The sequence below is a fragment of the Paenibacillus sp. NPDC093718 genome (assembly GCF_050279985.1).
Taxonomy (GTDB): domain Bacteria; phylum Bacillota; class Bacilli; order Paenibacillales; family Paenibacillaceae; genus Paenibacillus_AQ.
Genome location: NZ_JBNNUS010000008.1, coordinates 137,402 through 162,713 on the forward strand (window position 1 = coordinate 137,402; position 25,312 = coordinate 162,713).

The window sequence follows — 25,312 nt, forward strand, 5'->3', positions numbered from 1 at the left end:
AGGAATACAAGGTGGCTATTAGCATTAAATTGCCTGACGGCTCCGTACGGGAGTATGAGGCGGGCAGCAGTATTGAGGATGTGGCTGCTTCAATCAGCAGCGGACTTAGAAAGAATGCGGTCGCGGGAAAAATGGACGGGATTGTCGTGGATCTCTCGACACCGCTTCAGGACGGAGCTTTGATCGAAATCGTAACGCAGGATACACCCGAAGGGCTTGAAGTGATGCGCCATAGTACAGCGCATTTGCTGGCTCAAGCAACCAAGCGTTTGTATGGAGCGAAAGAAGTAAAGCTGGGCGTGGGTCCGGTCATTGAGGACGGCTTCTATTATGACATGGATCTGGAGGAGCCTTTGAATCCGGAGGACCTGCAAAAGATCGAAAAGGAAATGGAACGCATTATCGGCGAGAATCTTCCGATTGTCCGCAAGGAAGTAAGCCGTGCGGAAGCGCTGCGCATCTTCGGCGAGCTTGGGGATCCGTACAAGCTGGAACTGATAAATGCCCTGCCTGAGGATAGCGTTATTACGATCTATGAGCAAGGCGAATTCTTTGATCTCTGTCGTGGACCGCATGTCCCTTCAACCGGCAAGATCAAAGTCTTCAAGCTAATGAACGTGGCAGGCGCATACTGGCGCGGCGACAGCAAGAACAAAATGCTTCAGCGCGTTTACGGTACGGCCTTTGTGAAAAAAGCGCAGCTCGATGAGCATCTTCATCTGCTGGAAGAAGCCAAGAAGCGCGATCATCGTAAGCTGGGCAAGGAATTGCAAATGTTTACGTTCTCTCAGCTTGTTGGACAAGGTCTGCCGATCTGGCTGCCAAACGGAGCGAAATTGCGCCGTACCCTGGAGCGTTATATCGTGGACATGGAAGAGCGCCTCGGGTACCAGCACGTGTACACGCCTGTGCTCGGAAACGTGGAGCTGTACAAAACCTCCGGTCACTGGGAGCACTATCAGGAAGATATGTTCCCGAAAATGGAGATGGACAACGAGGAGCTTGTTCTTCGTCCGATGAATTGTCCTCACCATATGATGGTATATAAGAGCGATATGCACAGCTACCGGGATCTGCCGATCCGTATTGCTGAGCTTGGCATGCAGCACCGCTATGAAATGTCCGGCGCACTGACCGGCTTGCATCGGGTGCGCGCGATGACGTTGAACGACTCGCATATTTTCTGCCGCCCGGATCAGATCAAGGAAGAGTTTGCACGGGTCATTCAGCTGATCATGACCGTCTACAAGGACTTTGGCATCCATGACTACCGCTTCCGTCTTTCTTACAGGGATCCGCAGGATACCGAGAAGTATTTCCAGAATGATGAAATGTGGGAAATGTCCCAGCGCATGCTGCGCGAAGTCGTCGAGAGCCTGGATATGCCGTTTTATGAGGCCGAAGGCGAAGCTGCCTTCTACGGTCCGAAGCTCGATGTTCAGATCCGTACGGCTCTAGGCAAGGAAGAGACGCTGTCAACCGTTCAGCTCGACTTCCTGCTGCCTGAGCGCTTTGAGCTGGAATATGTCGGCGACGATGGCCAGAAGCATCGTCCGGTCGTTATCCACCGCGGTATTCTGGGAACCATGGAACGCTTCACTGCGTTCTTGCTTGAGAATTTTGCGGGTGCGCTGCCGCTGTGGCTGTCACCGGTACAGGTTAAAGTGATTCCGGTCTCCAATGCCTTTGAAGATTATGCCAAGGAAGTGGCCGAGAAGCTTCAATTCGCCGGTATCTCTGTAGAGCCGGATCTTCGCAACGAGAAGCTGGGCTACAAGATTCGGGAAGCGCAGCTCGAGAAGATTCCTTACATGTTCATCGTTGGCGAGAACGAGAAAAATGCGGGCGCGGTTTCCGTTCGCAAACGCGGCGAAGGGGACATCGGTGCCCAGCCGCTCGACGAGATCATCCTCAAGCTTCGTGAAGAGATTAACACCCACGTCGTTTAAGTTTAGCTTTAAGTGCATGTTCAAAAAGGTCGATTTTCAGCACCGAGAAGGTTGGATGAAGCTAGGGAGTGAGGAGCGGAGCGTACGTTTTGGGTACGTGAGCACCGGAAGGCCCGGCTGAATTCAAGATTCGATGCCGAGCTGCTTCCTGATTCGCTTCGTGTTAGATATAGAATTTATGAGTTATCAGTGGAGCTGATGAAATTCTATATCGCAAGAAAACCTACCTATCCATCGCGGTCGCTCATCCTTGAAGTGGCCTCGATAGAGGTTTTCTTATCAAAAGCGGACTTTTTGAACAACCTCTATAAAGCTTAAGTAACGAAGGGACATGCAAACCTCTGCCATCACGTATATTCTATTTGGGAAGTGGGAACCCTCGCTAGTAAGGGGGAGGTACTCACATGATCCAATGGAAAAAATGGCAGAGGTTTTTTGCTGGTTTTATTTTATCAGCCGTCTTGTTCAGTGCAGGTTCTTCAATAGTAGATGCCCATAATCTGATTCTAAGCGAATCCTATGATTCAACAGACTTAAGAAATGTGTATGATCCGTCCGGGGAAATTCAAGGCTCCGATTACGTGGAAATGTCTCGCTTCTATGCGCTTCGAGTAGCAGGTTTTAGCGATATGAATAGATACTTGGATGTTCCGGATACGGGGCCTAAGGCCAGCGTACCTGGCAAGAAACGCGAATCCATGCCCGTGCTTGCGCCTAGGGAGGACCAGGTGCTGCATACGGTGAAGGTAACCGCTACGGGCTATACGGCGGGTTATGAATCGACCGGGAAGAAGCCGGGACATCCTCAATATGGAATCACCTATTCCGGGGTGAAGGTGAAGCGGGATCGAAATACGCTATCAACGATTGCCGCGGATCCGGATGTATTTCCGCTTGGCAGTATTCTCTATATACCGGGTTATGGTTATGGAATCGTAGCGGATATCGGATCAGCGATCAAAGGGCAAAAAATCGATCTTTATTTCTCCACAACCAAACAAGTGTTCAAGGAGTGGGGGAAGAAGGACGTCGAGGTACAGGTCATTAAAACCGGAAGCGGCAAATGCACGGAGGAAATGCTAAGAACACTGGATACCGCGATCGAAACCTATCGTTTCCTGCCTTCATCCGTTCTGGAGGAAGCCATTTAGGGTGATTTTGGCGCATAGATTGGCAGTAAACATTTAAGAATAATGCCTCCCTGTTCATCACATACTACTTTTCGGGGGCCAAACCCCTGAAGAGGATGATGGTATTGCATATGAACAGGGAGGTGAATACTGTGGCTAAAAAGAACAAGGTACAAGAAAACTTTAAAACGCCGAATGAAAAGTTTAACGCTGAGTTTGCTGAAGATACCAGCATAGCCAGCAACCCAAAAGGGAATTCCAAAGTTCAAGAGAACTACAAAAAACCGAACGAGAAGTTTGATGCTGAGTTTGGCGAACTGAACACACCAGGGGACCATTCTGCAAACCGTTAAGGTGTAGATGCCAGCGCCCGTTCGTGCAAAAATAAGACCTCCGCTTTAGCGGGGGTCTTTTATTATGGCACTCCTACCATTTTTATCTATGGACTCAGTCTCTAGACCGAGATCAACTTCATTCCACCGCCGCTAACCTGTTCATCGCAATATGTTGTACACTGTAGTTAAGAAAAAATAGAACTGGAAGGCAAGGGGATGACCATGAGTAGAAAAGGATGGAGCCAGCTTAGCAACGGTTTGCTGCTCATCGGTATTGGTGTGGTGTTTCTTCTAAATCAGCTTGATATGATACATGTGGACCTTGGTTATATATTCTCGACCTTTTGGCCGGTATTCATCATCTGGTTCGGGCTGCAAAGCTTAATTTATGCCCGTGGAGGGGCACTATGGGGCTCCGTCGTGCCGATCATTATCGGATCGTATTTTCTTGGAAAAAACCTGAATTTGATTGACTTCTCATTTGGCGATCTGATCAAGTATGCGATTCCAATTATGCTGATTGGGTTTGGTTTGCAGGTCATTTTCAAACCGAAACCTCATACGCCGCCGCCATCACCGCCAAGTCCGGATGACTTCAGCTCGCATCGTAGCAACCATTACGACATTCCCGATCCGCCTGAAGCGCGTCCGCTGGATTCTTCCCTGGATGAAGAATTCGAACGGAGATTTGGCAAGCCAGACAAGGCTGACAAGTCTGAGAATACCCTGCCCGATCGCGAACTAGGATCACCGGATTTTCATGAGCAGGGCAAGGGTTACCGCTGGCAGGGACAGCAGCAGGAGCGCCCGCGCCAGGAGCATCAGGATCGCAGCAAGTTCAGAGTTCATGTGGATTTTGACGATAACGGCAAAAGCTACGGCAACGGATCGGATTATAAGGATGAACAGCACCAACATCAACACCATCAACACCATCATCATCAATCTTGGCACAGCCATGATGCGGTGAACAAGTCCTCTTTTATCGGGGACGTGCATATGGGAAAAGATTATTTTCAGCTGAAGCCGACAAATATCTCCCAGTTCATCGGTGATACGGTGCTGGATCTGACCAAAGCTCAAATCCCTTACGGAGAAACGAAAATCAACATCTCGGCGTTTATCGGGGATGTCAAAGTATTCGTTCCGAATGATTCGGATGTTGGCATTCATGTCACGACCAACTCCTTCATTGGCGATATGAAGGTGCTGGAGGAAAGCCGCAGCGGCTTTATGAGCAATGCGGGCCTTGAAAGCCCGCATTACAGGGAAGCGGGCAAGAAAATTCGAATCACCGTCAGCGTATTTATCGGTGATGTCAAAGTGAATAGGGTAGGATAACCGTTATGATGGGAATATTGAAAAATACCAAATGGGTGATACTGTTTTACTTTCTGTTGATTGGAGCCGGGGTTGCTGTTTTCCTGTATACAGCAAACCAATCCGGCTACATACATATTGAAGATAACCGGCTGTGGGTGTATTACACGGTCGGTGTACTTCTGTTTACGGGGATTGCGGGATACATCGCGGGGCAGCGCATTCAGCGACCGCTGGACCTGCTCCATCTGAACATGCTGCAGGTTGCCAAAGGAAATCTGAACGTGCGGCTGCCGGCTATGGAAGACGGTTCTTTTGCCAGAGTATATGATGAGTTTAACGGAATGACGGAAGCGCTGGAGAAGAAGATGAAGCTGCTGCAGCGCCTGGGCGAGCAGGATGTCATTGAGAAAGAGATCGCCGCGGAAGCCGCGGTGCTTGAGGAACGACGCCGGATGGCAAGGGATTTGCATGATACGGTCAGCCAGCAGTTGTTCGCGATTCATATGTCGGCTTCATCGCTTCCGGCGGTTCTGAAGAGAAACCCGGAGCACGGCGATAAAGTGCTCGGTCAGTTGATTGAGATGTCTCACGTGGCACAGAAGCAGATGCGGGCGCTGATTGCACAGCTTCGGCCTGTTGAACTGGAAGGAAGAACCCTGGAGGAGGCACTCGAACGGTGGTTTCCGGATTACTGCCGCCAAAATGGCCTGAAGGGCATGAAGGATGTGGAACTTTACGGCGGGGTATCCGATGCGATTGAGCATCAGCTGTTCCTGATTATCCAGGAAGCCGTAGCCAACATTGTGAAACATGCCGGTGCAAGCCTTGTCAGCATGTCGCTTCGTGAGGATCAGAAACGTGTTATTTTAAGCATCAGTGACGACGGGATTGGGTTTGACGAGGTGGCAGGCAAGCAGGGCTCATACGGGCTGTCCACGATGCGTGAACGGGCTGAAAAGCTTGGTGGCCAGGTCGATATCATAAGCAAAAAGGGTGCAGGAACGACAGTTCGTGTAAATATTCCGCTGTTTGAGGCCGAGGGCAATCAGGGACCGGCTGCGGAAGAGAGCAAGGAACAGGAAGAGCTGGCTGAGCCAGTGGAGTAGAGAGGGGACAACATCATTATGGGTACGATTCGGATATTGCTGGCGGATGATCATGATATGGTTCGTATGGGATTGAAAACGTATTTGTCGCTGGATCCGGGATTTGAAGTGATCGGAGAGGCAGCTAACGGCCAAGAGGTTGTTGATATGCTAAGAAATGGGGATGAGGCAGACCGGCCTGATCTCATTCTTATGGATCTGATGATGCCGGTGATGAACGGGGCGGAGACCACGCGTGCGGTCATGTCCGAGTTCCCGGATCAGAAGATTGTGATTCTGACCAGCTTTCTTGAAGATGAGCTTGTGGTTGAGTGCATTGAGGCGGGGGCTGTCAGTTATGTACTGAAAACCGTTTCGGCTGACGAACTCATCTACGCTCTTCAGGGAGCGTTCAGGGGTATGCCGGTCATGACCAAAGACGTGTCGGAAGCACTCACCCGCGGGATCCGCCGACATATGGTGAACGGCGATGATTCCGGGCTTACCGAGCGCGAGAAAGAAGTGCTGCTGCTCATTGCCGAGGGCAAGAGCAACAAAGAGATCGGCGAAGAGCTGCATATCAGCATTAAAACGGTTAAAACCCATGTCAGCAATCTGCTGATGAAGTGTGAACTGGAAGACCGCACGCAATTGGCGATTTATGCCCATCGGAAGGGATGGGTCAAAATATAGCGACTCTATTCGGATCAGATTCCCTTGACGCCGCCCGGCTTTCTTTTTATCTGCCTTTTAATTGTTTTTAAGGTACTATTAAGGTTTATAGTACACAATAAGAACAGTTAATCAATTAAACCACTTGGAAGCAAGTGATTTTAAATAGGAGGTAGACCTATGGACGACCAAAGAAAGCGCTACGGGTATCCGGATGATGAGGGAATGAACAACGAGTCGAATAACAATGAAGCACCGAGACGTGAGGAAGCATCCACGAAGAATTCGTCTTATTACTATTCTTACGGACCGTTTCAGTCCATACCCAATGAACGCGATGATCAGCAGACAGAGCGACCATATCAGAGCCGGGAATCGCAGGAAGTGGAGGTTACCGCTCCGCAGCCGGTTAAACCGATTCCATCCTCCGGTTTCTCGCAGTCACATTCCTCCGGAAGCCAAGGGGGCGGCGGGCCTATGGATTCGATGAAAAGAAACAAAGAATGGAATTACAGCCAGAAGCCTAAAAATTCCGTGAAGACGGTGCTGTTGTCCTTTTTGGCTGGTGTCCTTGTTATTTCAAGCCTGATGTTTGCCGCTGACCGCACGAACCTGTTTACACCTGATGCGGCGTATTCATCGGAGCCAGCACAGGAAACCTCAGCTAACGTTGATGATAACGGCGGAGCTACTACGGCATCGGCCATGATTCCTTCGGGTCAAGGAGATGTATCGGCTGTTGTGGATCAGGCGAGTCCAGCCGTCGTGCTGATCGAGACGCTTGTAAACAGCAGCAATCGTCAAAGCACGAATCCGAACATGAATGATCCGTTCTGGTACTTCTTCGGCGGTGGTCAATCGAGCCAGGAAGGAAATGGCGGAAACGGTGGAAGCAGCAACAACGGAGGTCAGGAATCCCAGCTTCAGCCTTCAGGCATCGGCTCGGGTTTCATCTTTGAGAAGTCGGGATACATTTTGACGAATGAGCATGTGATCCATGGCGCAGATGTGATTCAAGTAACGGTACAGGGTACCAAAAAGCCTTATGAAGCGAAGCTGCTTGGTTCCAGCTATGAGCTCGATTTAGCCGTTCTGAAAATCGAAGGGGCCGATTTTCCATCGGTGCAGCTAGGTGACTCTGACTCGCTGAAGGTCGGTGAATGGCTTGTTGCCATCGGTAACCCGCACGGTTTTGAACATACGGTAACCGCAGGCGTACTTAGCTCGAAGGAACGCGAGATCGATATTCAAGGAACGAACGGCGAAGCTGAGCGTAATTACGAGCATCTTCTGCAAACCGATGCTTCGATTAATCCGGGTAACTCCGGTGGACCGCTTCTCAATCTGAAGGGCGAGGTTATCGGGATGAACGTAGCCGTCAGCGCGGAAGCGCAAGGGATCGGATTTGCGATTCCGTCCAGCACGATCAAGGAAGTTGTGGAATACCTGAAGAACAATGAGGAAGTTCCGAAAGAGCCGGTTCCGTTTATAGGGGCAACCTTGGGAACGGTCACTCCGCAAATTGCCCAGTCCCTGGGCACCGACGTAACGGAAGGCTCTTATGTTGACGGTGTCGTATTCCGATCGCCGGCCTATGAAGCGGACCTGCGTCAATATGACATCATTGTGGGCGTGGACGGGACGAAATATCCGACCTCGAAGGATCTGACTGAATTCATACAATCGAAGAAGGTTGGAGACAAAATTACGCTGAATGTGGTTCGTAACGGCAAGAAGATTGATCTGCCGCTGACGATCGGGGACCGTAATAAGTTTGACCTATCCCAACAACAGCAGCAACAACAGCAACCGTAACCCTGGATAGGCGTGACAACAAGCGGAAGGGACCGTTCCCTTCCGCTTGTCTTGTCCTTGAGGCGACCGATATAATGGGATTGTAACGTCGTACTAAATTTAACGCTAGAAGATAGAGGAGATGCCGCTATGCGATCCCGGATATTAATTGTAGATGATGATGAGAAGATTATTTCGATGCTGCGCAGGGGACTTGCGTTTGAGGGCTATGACGTCCTGACCGCGTCCAACGGAGCGGAAGGCTTGAAAGTAATTTTGAGTGAGGACCCGGACGTTGTCATTCTGGATGTCATGATGCCTCAAGTCGATGGATTTGAAGCGCTGCGCAGACTCCGGGAAGGCGGAAGCACGACACCGGTGCTGATGCTGACGGCGAAGGATGAGGTGGAGAATCGGGTCAAGGGACTGGATACCGGAGCGGATGATTACTTAGTCAAACCCTTCGCGCTGGAGGAGCTGCTTGCCCGCGTACGGGCCTTGCTGCGCCGCAAAACCGGGGACGATAGCTCTAACCACCGACTGACCTTCGAGGATCTCGTGATGGATACCGATGCAAGGGAAGTCATTCGCAGCGGGCAAAGACTGGAGCTCACCGCCAAGGAATTTGAGCTGCTGCATCTGTTTATGCAAAATCCGAAGCGGGTGCTGTCGCGCGATTTGATCATGGATAAAATATGGGGCTATGACTACAGCGGGGAGTCCAACGTGCTGGAGGTTTACATCGCCATGCTCCGGCAAAAGACCGAGGAACATGGAGGTAAACGGCTGATCCAGACGATCCGCGGAGCCGGCTATATTTTAAGAGGAGATAACTAGCATGTCCATTCGGTTAAGACTGACAGCATGGTATACCGGCATTTTATTTGTGACACTGCTGATTTTCAGCTCGGCGGTGTATGGCTTTGTCCATTTGTATACGTATGAGGAGTTAAAGCAGCGATTAGTACAGGAAGCGAATAAAATCGGTTACACGTCTTCGTCTGTTGCGCTTCTACCGGATCGTTCCTCCGCGCTTAATATGGAGGCAGCTGATTTATACGTTCAGCTTTATACTTTCTATAATGGATCCATCTGGAGATCTGGCAATATGGAGTTCAGTGGTTTGCAATTTGAGAATCCAACTGTAGAAAGAGCGTTAAGTATGACTAAACCCGGAGAGTTTAAACGGTTTTCTTTTAATGGGGTATCCTTCCTTGTATACGAATCCCCAGTTGTTGAAACAAACTCAAGGAAATTATTCGGATGGCTTCAAATTGGTTCCAACACAAGGTTAATCGACGAAACTCTGGACCGACTTCAATCCATCCTCATCATGGGATCCGCAGCAACCCTAGTCATTGCTTCAACTTTAGGCTTGTTCCTCGCCCGGAAATCCATGAAACCGATCGGCAAGGTCACGGAGGCAGCGGAGCAGATCCAGAAGGGAACCGATCTCAGCGTACGAATCGAATACGATGGGCCAGAGGACGAGATCGGGCAACTGATCGGTACGTTTAACGGGATGCTCGAGAGGACGGAGAGCTTTTACAAAGAGCTTGAGGATGCCTATGCGGCACAGCGCCGGTTTGTATCAGATGCTTCCCATGAACTCCGAACGCCGCTGACCACCATCCGGGGGAATGTGGATCTCCTCCAGAAGATGTGGACGGAAGCCCCTGGCGAGAGAGCGAATATGGACGAAGAAACGATCAAGCAAATCTCGTTCGAAGCTGTGGGAGATATATCCGATGAAGCGAAGCGGATGAGCCGGCTGGTGAACGATATGTTATCTCTGGCACGGGCCGATACCGGCCAGACCTTTGAGCTGGCTCCGGTTCCTCTGCAGCCATTGGTTGAAGAGGTCGCACGGCGCGCTAATTTCCTTGATAAAACCGCTGAGTGGCATGTCGGAGAGCTATCTGTCCTGAATGGCGTTTATGTCGAAGGAAATAAGGACTACTTGCAGCAGATGCTGTTCATCTTTATCGAGAATGCGTTCAAGTATACGCCCGAGGGTGAAGTCAGCTTGGATGTCGTCCTGTACAAGGGTCAGGTCGGTCTGCGAATTTCGGATACGGGGATCGGCATGGATAAGGATGAGGTTCCGTTTATATTCGAGCGCTTCTACCGTGCTGATCAGTCGAGAGGCATCACGAGCGGAACCGGTCTTGGACTGTCCATCGCCAAATGGATTATTGATGAGCACAAGGGCTCTGTCGAGGTTGTTACCCGAAGAGGGGAAGGCAGCACCTTTATCGTCTGGCTGCCCGTCGTCTTTGCTCCTCCGCTGGAATAGGTTATAATAGACTGGATACTTTACGTATGACAACGGAAAGCAGGTGAGGATCATCGAAGTCTTGAAAATATCACCGAGAGGTTACTGTTACGGTGTCGTTGACGCTATGGTCTTGGCACGTCAGGCGGCCCAGAATCTGGATCTTCCTCGGCCTATTTATATATTGGGCATGATTGTGCATAACAGTCATGTCACGCAATCCTTTGAGGATGAAGGCATCATTACCCTGGACGGTCCGAATCGGATGGAAATCCTGAGTCAGGTGGAGAGCGGCACCGTCATTTTTACTGCCCACGGGGTCTCTCCCGAAGTACGCAAGCTTGCGCGAGATAAAGGGTTAACCACGCTCGACGCAACTTGTCCGGATGTTACGAAAACCCATGATTTGATTCGGGAGAAGGCAGCGGACGGGTATGAAATCATTTATATCGGGAAGAAGGGACATCCCGAGCCGGAAGGCGCGATCGGGATCGCACCGGATCACGTGCATCTGATCGAGAAGGAAGAAGAGATCGAACAGCTTCAGGTCAATTCGTCCCGAATCATCATTACGAACCAGACAACGATGAGTCAATGGGATATCAAGCATATCATGAAGAGTCTGCTCGATAAATTCCCGGGAGCGGAGATTCATAATGAAATCTGCCTTGCAACGCAAGTTCGGCAGGAGGCGGTAGCCGAGCAAGCGGGCCAGGCGGATTTGGTCATCGTGGTCGGGGATCCGCGCAGCAATAACTCAAACCGTCTTGCACAGGTATCCGAAGAGATAGCCGGCGTACCGGCTCACCGCATTGGCGATGTGACGGAGCTTAAACGCGAATGGCTTGAAGGCGTAGGCAAAGTGGCTGTGACATCAGGGGCGTCAACACCAACTCCGATTACCAAGGAAGTCATCGCCTATTTGGAACAGTATGAACATGATCAGCCGGAAACCTGGGAGATCAAGCGCACGGTGAATATGAATAAATTGCTTCCGCCTGTACGGGTGAAAAGCAAATCGTAAGAATTTTAATACAACGGTTGCGACCATATCGCAACCGTTGTATTTTTGTTGATACAGGTGTGTTCTTAATATTATCCAGTCATCGTCATATTTGACGGCCATATGCTTGGAATTGTGTATTCCGCCGTTTTTAATTGATTAGTATCATTTTTCATGATCACTCGGCTAAATGTTGATAGAGCTTATGGATACTCTCCCCTTGTAGTGAATGGTGGAACAACTGTTCATGTGAAATGAACTTGACACTATTGACGCAAGGGGATTTTCTATGTCCGGGATTAAGACGCCAGGGTGGAATTAGACTACCTGCCCCGTTAAAGGAGCTTTTTTGGGGATTCTCATCCCCCCGTAAATATCCCATGCGCTGTAAGCGTTTTAATTTTCGATTGAATAATATCATTTTTCGTTGAATAGGCAAATGTTTATATGGGATAGTTTATTCTACAATGTTAGACATCAGGTAAACTTCATGGCATAGAACACACGGGGGGTTGGACATGGCGCAAATATCCGTAGAACAGGAAACTGTTCCAAAACGGAAGAGAGACAATGGATTTATTCGCTTTTTTAAACAGTGGGATATTCAGTTAATGGTACTTCCCGCTCTCGTACTCATTTTTATTTTCAGTTATATACCGATGTACGGTATTCTGATGGCGTTTCAGGATTTTAATATCTTCAAAGGCATGGGAGACAGTCCTTGGGTAGGAATGAAGCATTTCCGGATGTTCTTTGAGTCTCCAGAGTTTATGAACGTGATGCGAAACACCATCGTTATCAGCTTACTCAAGTTTCTGATTGGCTTTCCAGCTCCGATCCTGCTTGCGTTGATGCTGAATGAAGTTCGACATCTGTTCTTCAAGAGATTGGTGCAGACCGTCAGTTATTTACCCCATTTCTTATCCTGGGTTATCGTATCAGGGTTTGTGGTTTCCTTGCTTTCTACCGATAACGGAAGCATAAACATTCTGATGGAAAAAATGAATTTGATTAAAGAACCGATTAATTTCCTATCCATTCCTGAATACTTCTGGGCGATCCTGGTAACCACAGGGGTTTGGAAAGAAATCGGATTCTCCTCCATCGTTTACTTGGCCGCAGTTGCGGGAGTGGATCCTCACATGTACGAAGCGGCAGATATGGATGGTGCGAGCAAATTCAGACAGATTTTCACGATTACATTACCATCGATCATGCCTGTTGTTATCATATTTATGATTCTTGCAATAGGTAACCTGCTCACTGCAGGTTTTGAGGATATTTTGCTCTTGGCTAAGAACCCTGTGTTAAGAGAGGTATCCGACGTAATTGATACTTATGTTTACCGGATCGGTATTGAAAACTCCAGGTTCTCCTATGCAACGGCTGTAGGCTTGTTCAAAGCGGTAATCAGCGTGATGCTTCTGACAATTGCTAACGTGATTGCACGCAGATCAGGTAACAGTCTATGGTAAACGAACATGGTGATGAAGGGAGCGGTTAGACTTGGTGCGCTTAGGATTCGGTGATCGTTTCATGATGATCATGATTTATATCTTTCTAGCATTTTTGGCTTTTGTGACGTTTTATCCTTTTTGGAACGCTCTTGTGGTTTCCTTTAACTCAGGAGCCGATACATCGCTTGGGGGAGTCACATTTTGGCCGAGGGAGTTTACTTTGGAAAACTACGGTATCGTATTTCAGGATAAACGCCTGCTGAATGGCTTCGGAATATCGGTAGCCCGTACGATCGTGGGAACCATAACTTCGATTCTAGTGACCTCCATCTTCGCTTATGGAATGACCAAACGCGAACTGATGGGTCGTAAATATTACATGATTATGTGTATAGTCACCATGTATTTCGGTGGTGGTTTGATACCAAGCTTCATGCTGATTCGTGGTCTGGGCTTGATGGATTCGTTCTGGGTATTCATCATTCCTGGTTTGGTAAGTGTATGGAACATGATTATATTCCGTACCTTCTTTGCAGGGTTGCCTAATGGCTTGGAAGAGTCGGCAAAAATTGACGGGGCGGGCAATTGGGGGATCTTCTTTAAGATTATCCTGCCGCTATCCGGTCCGGTAATTGCAACATTGTCTTTGTTCACGGCAGTATCCCATTGGAATGAATGGTTCTTACCGAGTATTTACATCAATAAAGAAGAACTGCTGCCCATTCAGACTATATTGCGTCAAATACTGAATTCCAACATTATGTCTGAACAGATGAGTAATTTGGACTCGGCATCGCAGGCCGCGTTATCTCGAATGCAGAGTGTGACCACGAAATCTTTGTCCATGGCTACAATGATTGTCGCTACCGTTCCGATCATCATGGTATACCCTTTTGTACAGAAGCATTTTGTTAAGGGAGTACTGGTGGGATCGTTGAAAGAGTAGCACATGCATGGCAAGCAATCCTGTTGTTTGAAGCTTAGCTTTAGACATAAATATCAAGGGGAATTATGAAAGGGGAAATTAGAGAATGAGGCTCAGAAAAAAATCTTTGGCCACATCGGTTACTGCGTTGTTAGCAGCGGCTTTAATGCTGTCAGCATGCAGCGGTGGTACTAAGACAGCTAACCCGACTCCTAGCGACAATGGAACCACCACACCGCCAACAGAAGCAGCATCAGACAAGTTTGTACTTGGCGAGCAACCGCTTGATTTTAGCTTTTATGGTCACTATGACTGGTACACCATGCCAACATGGGGAGAAGATGCCGCAACGAAATGGATTAAAGAGAATAAAAAAGTCGATGTAAAAGCGGTCAATTCCCAAGGTAATGCTCAACAAAAATTCAACACGATGATTGCCTCCGACGAGCTCCCTGATGTTATTTGGCTGGAGCGGGGACCGGATGTTGAAAAATTGAGAGAGAACGGCATGCTGGTACCTTATGATGACTACTTGGATAAATATCCGAACTTGAAGGAATGGTTGGGCGAGGCGGGAATCAACATGCTTCGTTCCCCGGATGGCAAGCTGTACCAATTCCCTAATTGGTACACGAGTCAACCGAACGGTAATGCAGGTTATGTAGTCAATAGCAAAATTTATAAAGAGCTTGGCGAGCCTAAGCTGGAAACAACGGACGATTTAGCTAAGTACCTGGAAGCAGTCAAGGCGAAATACGGAAACTCTGTAGTTCCTTATGAACCAGGTATTGAAGGGCAAGGTATTGATGTGTTGTACTCTGCTTTCAAAGAGGATGCCATGACACGTTGGATTACGATTCGTGGTGTGCCTAACGGTGATAAACTGACTTCGATCTTTACGGATCCAACATATCGCGAATCGATGCAATATGCAGCGAAGCTGTTCCGGGATAAACTGATATCTCAAGACGCATTAACTCAAACTGCTGACCAACTCAAGGAAAAAGTAATGACAGGCCGCGTTGCTGTATATGCAGCTTCCAGCCCGACTGAAAATGCAATGAACGCACATGCGGAACTCGTTGCCAAAGATCCGGAAGCTGGTTATTTCATGATCTGGCCGATTCATAAGGAGGGTCTGGACAAGAATAAAATCTTCCCGGGAACCTATACTCAACTTGGTTGGAACGTAAGCGTTATTACGAAAGCCGCAAAAAATCCTGAAGCGATCTTTGCTTTCCTGGACTGGTATACGGGTCCTGAAGGTCAAACACTGTTAATGTGGGGACCGGAAGGCGGATATTGGGATGGATATGAAGAAGATGGTATAACGCCTAAGTTTACTGAGAAATATGTTACGGATGCTGCGGGTCTTGGTAAGTTGCAAGCGGAAACAACAAACCTCCAGTGGAACGGAAACACGGTATTTATTGATACAGCAAAAGCGAAATACGAAAGCACATTGCCAGAAGAAGAGCGTAACTGGTCAACTCGTTGGCAGTATGAAATAACTTGGAAAACTCAAGCAAATGCAACGGAATTCATCAATCTTGATCCGGCCCCAGAAAGCGAAGAAGGTATTATCCGTCAGCGTGTAGAAGATATCTACACTGAAGCTAGAGCGAAGGCGCTGTTTGCGAAGGACGATGCAGAAGTGCTGGCTGTCTTGGACAAAGCAGAAGCGGATGCTCAAGCAGCTGGATATGATAAACTTCTTGCATTCAAAACAACGAAATGGCAAGAAAACTTGGCTCAAATGAATGGTCAAAAGTAGAATAACGTAAACCGAAAGGGTATGCTGCATCTGCAGCATACCCTTATCGAAATTTAGGGGAGAGGATACCCATCTATAAAGTGCTGCTGGCTGACGATGAAATATTGGACCTAGAGGGCATGAGGAGCTTTATTCCATGGGAGAGTCTTGGAATGACCGTGGTTGATTCGGTCAATAATGGATTTGCAGCATGGGAAGTCCTGCAACGAGAGGATATCGACATTCTCGTGACGGATGTACGCATGCCCAATATGACTGGTATTGAATTAGCGCAAAAAGCGCTGAAGATACATGATGAATTACAGGTTATTTTTGTGAGTGGTTACCAGGATTTCAGTTATGTTAAACAGGCAATCGCATTAAACGCTTGTAATTACGTGCTGAAGCCCATGGAGGACCAAGAGTTGATTGAAGAGTTGACAAAAGTTCGGATTGAGCTGGACAGGCTCCATGACCGTAAGGAAACAGAACGGGCTTATCAATTGATGGTACCGATTCTCAAAAATCAGTATCTGCTGCAAATTCTCCAGAAGCCTTATGACGGTGCCATGCTGGGTATTATTAAACGGGAATACCAACTTCATGAGATGAACTGGCCCGTGCGAGTGATATTACTTGAAGTGGATGATGTCAGCTCCTGGCGGAGCAATCATTACGAGGTCGAGAATCCGAGTGGATTAAATGAGCAGTACTTCACGAGTTTGCATAAGCAGCTGGAGAGTTGCGGATTCAGGCATATATGTAAGGTGACAGATCAGCGGATGGCAGTACTCATGGATACGACAAAAGGCAAGGAAGAGATTCAGTCATTACTGACGGCGCTAGGCCAAGAGTATCCCCTTACCGTGACCGTAGGTGAGGGAGGGACTGCGAATCGGCTTGAAGAACTTCATCCGTCCTACGTTATGGCAGAGGGTGCCCTTGACTATAAAATGTTTCGTGGAAAAGGGAAATGGATACTTTATAACGAAGTGCCGACGGAGGACCGGGAGGACGCCAAAAGCCTCGATATCAGGCTGGACTCTTTATTTACCGCTATGACGAATTATGAGATCGTCAAAATCCACGATGAAATCGAAGCCATACAACTGCTAGCATCTAATATCCGCTCCAAATTTACGGTTCGGAATCTTGGAGTATACATTATATTGAAGTTGGACGCGCATTTGCATACGATGCATGAAGACCTGTTTCGGATGCTGGGAATCGAACTGAAAAACCTCGATGTACTCTTGCAATTTGAAACGATGGACGATATTTTCTCGTGGTTAAGAATGAAAGTCTTTGAGATATCGGAGCAATTGAAATTTCGCAAATCGTCCAAGAATGGACGCCTTGTTGAGGAGATTATTGATAATATACGAGAGCGGGTTCACGAGAATATTACGCTCCGGGATATGGCGAACCGTTTTTCCTTTTCTCCAAACTATCTAGGTGTTCTGTTTAAGGAAGAAACCGGTTATAATTTTAGTGATTATGTCATCAAGATTCGTATGGAGCGAGCCAGAGATCTATTAGTCAGCACGAAACTTAAAATATATGAAGTGGCTTCTCAAACAGGTTACCAGTATTTGCCCTATTTTAGTCGTCAATTCAAAGAGATGTATGGAATGACACCATTGGAGTATAGGCGTAAACACTCTTAACTACACTACTATACCGCTTGTAATGAGGTTGTGATTAGGTTTGGCGGGGAAATTCGAGCGTATCCGGGTCAAGATACCATTTGGCTTCAAATTAATGATTTCTTACTGTGTATTCATCATAATACCGGTATTGCTTGTAGGAAATATCGCAAACCAGGTATTTATCAAATCGATTAGAGAACAAACGTATAATAACATTCAGGGTACCCTGCACCAAATGAGTGATAATATTTCGTATAAAATGGAAGACATCGTCCGCGTTTCCGACATGCTCTACTTTGACTCGTCCTTTAATAACCGACTGCGTTATTCAGAAAGTACATGGGTAAGCTACGATACGATGGTCAATGTCCTGATTCCGAAGTTGGAAACGGCGATTAATACAGCGAACTCCAAGATTTGGCTGTCTATTTATTTACGGAATGAAGAGTTAAGGGAAATTTATAATAATTATAGTTACTCTGATCCGCTTGAATCCAACACGCGTTTATTTGATATATATCAGTATGAGCGTCTTGTGGATAAGACCTGGTACAAGCTCTATCCCCAAGAGGAAAACTATGGATCGACGCTGGAATGGAAGCAGGTTGAAAATGATGCGGGCAACGGTCGCATTTCACTCTTGCGCAGGCTGATAGATATCAGTTCTATACAGCTGCAGGAGATTGGATTCGTGCGAATCAATGTCAGTCTTGAAGATATGTTCGAAAGCATGGATTATAACAAAATTGGTGATGGGACAGCGTTGTATTTGTCGGATTCGCAAGGCAGAGTCATTCTTTCTTCAGGCGGGGTACAGACAACCGTGTTTAAGGAGAACGAGCTGCGCAATAATGGAGATTTGCTTATTCGTAAGCCGATTCCCGTGCTCGGCTGGAATCTTATCGCTGTCGTTCCTGCAGAAATCGTGGAGAAAGATACGGTGAAAATCCGGAACCTCACCCTGCTTATTTGCCTCATTTGCATTGCTATATTTTTTATAGTCAGCATCGTGATATCCAAGTACTTCAGCTTACGCGTATCCAAAATCGTCTCTGTTCTGGATTCTTTTCAGGAAGGTGCATTTCATAAACGGGCTCAGTTCAAGGGAAACGATGAGTTTACACATATCGCTTCCGCTCTGAATGATATGGGCAGCAATATCGGCAAGCTGATTAATGAGGTGTATCTGGCCGACCTTCAGAAAAAAGAAGCGGAACTGGAATCGCTGCATGCGCAGATTAATCCACATTTCCTGTACAACACCTTATCCTCCATTAGCCGCCTGGCGCGGTTTGGAATGCTGGATAAGCTGCAGCGCATGGTGATGGACTTGGCGAAGTTTTATCGCCTGTCTCTTAATGATGGCCGGAATATCATTTCTGTGAAGAATGAATTGGAACAGGCTCAGGCTTATGTAGATATTCAAAAGATTAAATACGACGAACGAATGCAGGTTACTTATGATTATGAGCCGGAAGTGGTCCGGTATGAAACCGTGAAATTGATTTTGCAGCCGTTTATTGAGAATGTGCTTGAGCATGCCTGGACCGGGGATTATATACATGTACGAATTACCGCCAGAGTGCTGGAAAATGTTCTGGAATTTAAAATTATCGATAATGGCGTCGGGTTCCCGCCCGGCAGAGTTCTGGACAATACAGGCGGCCAGGATCTGACGAATGCCGGATATGGCATTCGGAATGTGGATCAACGAATCAAACTTCATTATGGCAGCGAATACGGGGTTACATTATTCAGCCGTGCCGGTATTGGGACGACGGTAAGAATTGTGATCCCTCTCGTGAAGCGAACCGTAGCCGAAGGACGCAGCAAAACATTGATGTAACAGGTGGTCTATATCTCCCGATCGTTCAGGCTTCAAGAATGGGCTTGACGAGGGGAGATATTTTCTGTATATTTACTTTATTGATTAAAAGCATAAAAGCTTAAAAGCGAACAAGCGCGAAAGCGACTATCAAACAATAAAATGGAATATATTCAGAAAGAAGGTTTTATTATGATCGTTATTACATCCAATCAAATATCAGAGGAACAAGTTCAGCATATTGTAAGCGAGATTGAGAAGGAAGGACTCCAGGCTCATGTATCCAAGGGGGCGGATCGTACCGTGATCGGGCTGATCGGCAGCGTAAACCCGAAGCTTGCGGAGCATCTTCGCCAAATGAAGGGCGTAGAGAATGTAGTTAAAATTTCCAAGTCCTACAAGCTTGCGAGTCGTGATTTCCATCCGGATGATACCGTCATTGATATTAAAGGCACCAAGATTGGCGGCGGCAATCTGGTCGTTATGGGTGGTCCATGCGCCGTGGAATCCGCACAGCAGATTGACGAGATTGCACAGCTGGTTAAGGCAGCAGGCGGACAAGTGCTTAGAGGCGGCGCGTTTAAGCCTCGCACGGGTCCATACAGCTTCCAGGGCGTTGGCGTCGAAGGTTTGATCATGATGGCGGAAGCCGGGCAAAAACATGGCCTGTTGACGATTACGGAGGTTATGACGCCCGAATACGTGGATATTTGTGCGGAGTACGCCGATATCCTGCAAGTGGGAACCCGCAATATGCAAAATTTCGATCTGCTTCGGAAACTGGGCACCTGCGGCAAGCCGGTTCTGCTGAAAAGAGGTTTCAGTGCAACCTATGATGAATTCCTGAATGCAGCGGAGTATATTCTTGCCGGCGGCAATCCGAATGTCATGCTCTGTGAACGTGGAATCCGAACATTCGAAACTTATACCCGCAATACGCTGGATTTATCTGCCATCCCTGTTTTACAAGGGTTGAGTCATCTTCCGGTCATCTCTGATCCGAGTCATGGAACAGGACGACGCGAGCTTGTGGAACCGATGTCCAAGGCATCCGTGGCGGCGGGGGCAGACGGTCTTATTATTGAGATGCATACGGACCCGGATAATTCCATGACTGGCGACGGGGTACAATCCCTGTTCCCGGATCAATTCGCCGCATTGCTTAAAGACTTGGAGCAGTTGGCCCCATTGGTAGGCAAAAGCTTTGCGACAGCCAAAGCGCCTGCTTCTGAATTTGCACGCGTATAGCATTTGATTAGTGACGTTGCAACCACGGGGATAGCGTTAAGAACCTTGTCAAGGTTCACCATTTCCTTAAATCTAATGGAGAAGACACCTGCATAAGGCTAGCAGGTGTCTTTTTTCTGAGTTTACATTAACTGGTTTTCCATGTTACATAAGTTAACATTGTTTTCAAAAATACCTTACATAGGTATTGACGTCAGGTTATCTCCCGGCATATAATGACGAAAAGAAATCGAAAGATTATGAACATTGTTAAGCTGTTTAAGTCTTAATGTTCGGAAATTGGGAGGAAGAGACATGTCGGTAGAGAAAGTATTGCAAACCATTAAAGAGAACAATATTGAGTGGGTCGATTTTCGTTTTGTAGACTTGTCGGGACGGGTTCATCATATTAGCTTGCCGGCTTCAGAAGTAGACGAAGAAACATTCGTGAACGGGGTAGCGTTTGATGGATCTTCTATTCCAGGATTCCGCGGCATTGAAGAATCGGATATGGTTATGATGCCTGATCCGGAGTCTTGTTATATCGATCCGTTTACAGCACATCCAACGCTTAACATTATGAGCAACATCTATACTCCGGAAGGAGATGCTTACGAGCGTGACCCGCGCGGTATCGCAGCTCGTGCCGAGCAATACCTTCAGGAGGCCGGTATCGGAACAGCGGCATTCTTTGCACCGGAATCCGAGTTCTTCCTGTTTGATGAAGTTCGCTATGAAAGCTCCATGAACAGCTCCAGCTATTTCGTAGACTCCGAGGAAGCACATTGGAATACGAACCGTAAGGAAGAAGGCGGCAACCTTGGCTTCAAAGTTGGCGTTAAGGGCGGATATGTTCCTGTAGCACCTGTGGATACGCAGCAAGATATCCGCAGCGAAATGTGTCGATTGCTTGATGAAGCAGGACTTCGCGTTGAGCGTCACCACCATGAAGTAGCAACTGCCGGCCAAGCGGAAATCAACTTCCGTTTCGATACATTGAAAAAAACAGCTGACAATTTGTTGATCTATAAATATATCGTGCATAACACAGCGCGCCAATATGGCAAAACCGCTACGTTCATGCCGAAGCCATTGTTCGGGGATAACGGAAGTGGAATGCACGTTCACCAATCCATTTTTGATGGCGACACCCCATTGTTCTACGAGAAAGGCGCTTATGCGAACCTGAGCGAAACAGCGATCCACTATATCGGCGGTATTCTGTACCATGCGCCTGCATTGATCGCTTTGACGAATCCGAGCACCAACTCCTTCAAACGCCTGGTACCAGGCTATGAAGCACCGGTTAACCTCGTATTCTCGAAGGGCAACCGTTCTGCCGCAGTGCGGATTCCGGTTGCGGCCGTAACGCCTAAAGGCTGCCGCATCGAGTTCCGTACGCCGGATTCCACGGCGAACCCTTACCTTGCATTCTCCGCTATGCTGATGGCTGGCTTGGACGGTATCAAGCGCAAAATCGATCCAACCGCACTCGGATATGGACCATTCGATAAAAACATCTATGAATTGTCTGACGCCGAGAAGAAAGAAATCCGCAGCGTACCAGGTTCCCTGGATGAAGCTTTGGATGCACTTCAAGCAGACTATGAATTCTTGACAGAAGGCGGCGTATTCACGCAAGAATTCCTCGAGAACTTCATCGAGTTCAAGCGTGCCGAAGCCAAAGCGGTTAATATCCGCGTTCATCCGCACGAGTACTCCCTGTACTACGATCTGTAATAAATAATGTTAAAAAGCCCAGGGCATGATGCCTTGGGCTTTTTTTGTACACATATAAGTCTGGCTAGGTTAAGGTGCGGATTACCATACCAAATGAGATTAAGGGCTATTTTCAAAAGGCATGCATTAATAGCGCTGCTCTTAGCTGAAACATCCCCGTCACTAAAGCTTTACTCTCAAAAGTAACCATAGTTATGCGTATTGCTTCCGCAAGATTCACGGACGATGAGCTCGGGCTCGACGACGAAGGAGCTCACGGGTGATTGCTTATGGATAAGGTCGTAGAGCATGAGCGCTGCCAGGCGGCCGATTTTCTCTTTATTTTGCCGAATCGTCGTTAATTTGGGCGTTGTATATTTGCACGCTTCAATATCGTCGCAACCGATGATCGATACATCATCAGGGACATTCAGGCCGTGTTCCTGAAGCGCTTGGATGGCTCCAATCGCAATCTGGTCGGAGGCTGCAAAGATCGCGCGGGGCAGAGAACCCGCTTGAATCAGTCGTGTCATGGCTTTATATCCGCTTGCCTCTAGAAAATCTTCACCGTTCAGGAACCATTCCGCACGGGCCGGAAGTCCGAAGCTTTCCATGGCGTTACGATAACCGGCCTCACGCATGTTCGAGATTTCAGACTCCTTGCTGCCTCCGATGAACCCCAAGTCTCTGAGGCCTTGAAGATAGAAATGCTCCACGACCTTCGAGGACATTTTATAATTATCGGACATGATATGCCCCGACATTTCGCCGAACAGTTCAATATCGACCCCGATACACGGAATGTCGCTCTCATCAAGCTCCTTAATAGAGGGCTCGATTTCCTCGCCGGATATAATGACACAGCCATCCACCTGATAATGACGGCATCGTCCGAGGTAGTCGGCGTCATCCCCTTGGAATTTCTCATTCGAAAAAAACAGCAGATCGTAACCGAGTACCCCCATTTGTTTCTTAAAAGAATTGAGAACTTCAACAAAAAAAGGATGGGTAAAATCGACATTCAGCTTTCCCGCAAATATGATGCCGATTAAATTAGATTTTTTGGTTGCTAATGTTTTTGCGGAGTTCGAAGGGGTGTATCCCGTCTCTTTCATAATTTCCAACACCCGTGCTTTGGTTTCCTCGGACACATCACTGTAGTTGTTGATAATCTTGGAGACGGTGGATACGGATACTCCGGCCATTTTAGCGATTGTTTTAATGTTTAACGCCATGCGAAACGCTCCTTATTCTGTTTATGATGTCACTTCATAATTTTCGTAAGTTTTCGTTAATCATGATTGCCAATGATCTTTATGCGTAAGGTTAAGGAGAGAAAGAGCAGTTCTAAACGTGTTTTCTGCTCAGAACATGTTGATTAAGAACAAGATTTTATATGATCCGATGGAGTAATAACGGAAAATATATCGATGGAGCCTACCATCGTGATAAGTATTTACCAATTCGGTTGCAACGTATACAGCTCATATCCGAAACTGTTTCGTAAATTAGTGTAGCTGCTTTAACTAGGTAAGTCAATGAAGAGAATAGCTGTGACGCTTGTCATAGAAAGGAATTATGCTTGAATATATTCAATAATGAAATATTGCGACGAAGAGAAAAAAGCTTTGACAAACAAAATATTATGCGTAATAATAGGCCTTACGAAACCGCTTTCGGTATATTTCGCTCTATTACGAAAATTAATAACAATTGTTTCGTAGCATCAAGATTGTACAGGCCAAGAAAAAGCGGAAACATGAATCCGGTTTCATAATGAATTGCAATTTAATATCAGGGGGTAACGAACAAATGATTAAGAAGTTATCAGCAATACTTTTGGCGGGTGCTCTGACTTTCTCGCTAGCGGCTTGCGGAAGCAGCGATTCAGCCGATAAAGGTACACCTGCCAAAGGCGATAAAAAGGTCATCAAAATTTTACACTGGAAACAAGATAACATCAATAAAGCGATTGAAGAGATCAATAAGAAATTTGAAGAGAAATATCCCGAGTATAAGATCGAGTATACCACTACGGGTCCGGATGACGAATACAAGCAGGCGCAGAGAGCGAGAATTACCGCTAATGACGTCGACGTTTTGGCTGATTTATCGGGTATGAGACTCTCCCCGCAGGAATGGACACCGGGTGCGAAAGTGCCTGATTGGCAGCAGTGGATCGATACAGGCTTGATCGCTGATTTGTCCGACCAGGCCTTCATTAAGAATTATAATGCTAACGATATCGAAAAAGCCGGAACTTATAACGATAAAGTGTATGCTATCCCAACGGGCAAGGTTGCGATGTCCGGCCTGTTCTACAATAAGGAAATCTTCGAACAGAATGGATTGAGCGTACCGAAAACATGGTCGGAGTTCATCAAGCTGAACGATGATCTGAAAGCCAAAGGCATTACCCCGATTGTTGTTGCAGGTAAAGACGTATGGCCATTGAAACTTCCTGTTTTCGCCCTGCAAGCAAAAATTCTGGGCGGCGGAGATCAGCAGAAATGGATTGAAGGCGTTTGGAAAGGCGAGACGGCTTACAACGATGAAGAGGCAATCGAAGTATTGGAAAAAATGAAGACGCTTCAAGACAATTACATGATTGACGGATTCATGGGGATTGATTACGCAACAGCGCCTTCCTATTTTGCCACTGGAAAAGCAGCCATGCTGGCTGATGGCTCTTGGGATGCTCCAACCGTCGCAGCAGCGAATCCGGAGCTGAAATTCGGTTACTTCCCGCTTCCGGCTACGGAAGATGCAGCCAAGAATTCCTCCTTTGTCGGCAAGTATGACGTAACCTGGTATGCTGCCGAGAAGGGACCGAACAAAGAAGGAGCTCTAAAATGGCTTGAGTTCTTCTCCGAGCCGGAAAATTACACGACCTTCGTGAAAGCTGCCGGCTTCATCCCGACACAGGATAACATTCAGACGGAGAGCGACTTTATTGACAATGAACTGACCCCATATCTCGGGGAGTTCGAATTGGCGTACGAAATCATGATGATTAACCGTCAAAATATTGGCGAGCATTTGGCTGCAGAAGGCGTTCATACGGAATTCCTGGCACCGGGCGGACCATACAAAACAGCTAAAGAGCTGGCTGACATTCAGCAAAAAGAATGGGAAGCTGCCGCTCCAAAATAAAGATTCTTCTATTATAAAGAGACCTATATAGAATGAGC

At 47.4% G+C, this 25,312-nt stretch carries 19 protein-coding genes; 18 read left to right on the top strand and 1 reads right to left on the bottom strand.

Features of this window, described 5'->3' with window-relative positions; genetic code table 11:
* Positions 1-11: 11 nt before the first annotated feature.
* The 17 genes from thrS to glnA all read left to right on the top strand — a co-directional run bounded on the left by thrS (position 12) and on the right by glnA (position 22,142).
* Positions 12-1,949, top strand: coding sequence for a threonine--tRNA ligase (gene thrS, locus ACQKPA_RS23410; RefSeq protein ID WP_194544311.1), 1,938 nt, complete (start codon positions 12-14; stop codon positions 1,947-1,949).
* A 629-nt stretch (positions 1,950-2,578) separates the two neighbouring features.
* The gene (locus ACQKPA_RS23415) at positions 2,579-3,100 is read left to right on the top strand and encodes a 3D domain-containing protein (RefSeq protein WP_427495049.1); all 522 of its coding nucleotides are present in this window, start codon (positions 2,579-2,581) and stop codon (positions 3,098-3,100) included.
* A 131-nt stretch (positions 3,101-3,231) separates the two neighbouring features.
* Entirely contained in the window at positions 3,232-3,432 is a 201-nt protein-coding gene (locus ACQKPA_RS23420) for a hypothetical protein (RefSeq protein ID WP_071222739.1), read from the top strand.
* 198 nt (positions 3,433-3,630) lie between these two features.
* Entirely contained in the window at positions 3,631-4,755 is a 1,125-nt protein-coding gene (gene liaF, locus ACQKPA_RS23425) for a cell wall-active antibiotics response protein LiaF (protein ID WP_427494908.1), read from the top strand.
* Between the two features lie 5 nt (positions 4,756-4,760).
* Complete coding sequence (locus ACQKPA_RS23430) at positions 4,761-5,843, top strand: sensor histidine kinase (protein ID WP_071217856.1); 1,083 nt, start codon at positions 4,761-4,763, stop codon at positions 5,841-5,843.
* Between the two features lie 18 nt (positions 5,844-5,861).
* The gene (locus ACQKPA_RS23435) at positions 5,862-6,515 is read left to right on the top strand and encodes a response regulator (RefSeq protein ID WP_071217857.1); all 654 of its coding nucleotides are present in this window, start codon (positions 5,862-5,864) and stop codon (positions 6,513-6,515) included.
* Positions 6,516-6,674: 159 nt separating this feature from the next.
* On the top strand, positions 6,675-8,309 hold the full coding sequence (locus ACQKPA_RS23440; protein WP_427494909.1) for a S1C family serine protease: 1,635 nt from the start codon (positions 6,675-6,677) through the stop codon (positions 8,307-8,309).
* A gap of 129 nt (positions 8,310-8,438) precedes the next feature.
* Positions 8,439-9,125, top strand: a complete 687-nt coding sequence (locus ACQKPA_RS23445; protein ID WP_427494910.1) for a response regulator transcription factor — start codon at positions 8,439-8,441, stop codon at positions 9,123-9,125.
* A gap of 1 nt (position 9,126) precedes the next feature.
* Positions 9,127-10,584, top strand: coding sequence for a sensor histidine kinase (locus ACQKPA_RS23450; protein ID WP_427494911.1), 1,458 nt, complete (start codon positions 9,127-9,129; stop codon positions 10,582-10,584).
* 52 nt (positions 10,585-10,636) lie between these two features.
* A complete protein-coding gene (locus tag ACQKPA_RS23455; RefSeq protein WP_216530872.1) occupies positions 10,637-11,587 on the top strand; it encodes a 4-hydroxy-3-methylbut-2-enyl diphosphate reductase in 951 nt (316 codons plus the stop codon).
* Between the two features lie 497 nt (positions 11,588-12,084).
* Entirely contained in the window at positions 12,085-13,041 is a 957-nt protein-coding gene (locus ACQKPA_RS23460) for an ABC transporter permease (RefSeq protein ID WP_127594955.1), read from the top strand.
* Positions 13,042-13,072: 31 nt separating this feature from the next.
* The gene (locus ACQKPA_RS23465; protein WP_427494912.1) at positions 13,073-13,969 is read left to right on the top strand and encodes a carbohydrate ABC transporter permease; all 897 of its coding nucleotides are present in this window, start codon (positions 13,073-13,075) and stop codon (positions 13,967-13,969) included.
* A gap of 85 nt (positions 13,970-14,054) precedes the next feature.
* Positions 14,055-15,722 (top strand): extracellular solute-binding protein, encoded by a 1,668-nt coding sequence (locus tag ACQKPA_RS23470; protein WP_427494913.1) that lies wholly within the window; start codon positions 14,055-14,057, stop codon positions 15,720-15,722.
* Between the two features lie 80 nt (positions 15,723-15,802).
* Complete coding sequence (locus tag ACQKPA_RS23475; protein WP_427494915.1) at positions 15,803-17,368, top strand: helix-turn-helix domain-containing protein; 1,566 nt, start codon at positions 15,803-15,805, stop codon at positions 17,366-17,368.
* Between the two features lie 94 nt (positions 17,369-17,462).
* Positions 17,463-19,196 (top strand): sensor histidine kinase, encoded by a 1,734-nt coding sequence (locus ACQKPA_RS23480; RefSeq protein ID WP_427495051.1) that lies wholly within the window; start codon positions 17,463-17,465, stop codon positions 19,194-19,196.
* Positions 19,197-19,367: 171 nt separating this feature from the next.
* Complete coding sequence (gene aroF, locus ACQKPA_RS23485) at positions 19,368-20,423, top strand: 3-deoxy-7-phosphoheptulonate synthase (RefSeq protein ID WP_326097283.1); 1,056 nt, start codon at positions 19,368-19,370, stop codon at positions 20,421-20,423.
* Positions 20,424-20,717: 294 nt separating this feature from the next.
* Complete coding sequence (gene glnA / locus ACQKPA_RS23490) at positions 20,718-22,142, top strand: type I glutamate--ammonia ligase (RefSeq protein WP_113057606.1); 1,425 nt, start codon at positions 20,718-20,720, stop codon at positions 22,140-22,142.
* A gap of 176 nt (positions 22,143-22,318) precedes the next feature.
* Here glnA and ACQKPA_RS23495 read toward each other — a convergent pair whose 3' ends face one another.
* Entirely contained in the window at positions 22,319-23,356 is a 1,038-nt protein-coding gene (locus ACQKPA_RS23495; RefSeq protein WP_427494916.1) for a LacI family DNA-binding transcriptional regulator, read from the bottom strand.
* 577 nt (positions 23,357-23,933) lie between these two features.
* Here ACQKPA_RS23495 and ACQKPA_RS23500 point away from each other — a divergent pair.
* Positions 23,934-25,274: an ABC transporter substrate-binding protein gene (locus ACQKPA_RS23500; protein WP_427494917.1), complete on the top strand. Its 1,341-nt coding sequence runs from the start codon at positions 23,934-23,936 to the stop codon at positions 25,272-25,274.
* Positions 25,275-25,312: the final 38 nt, after the last annotated feature.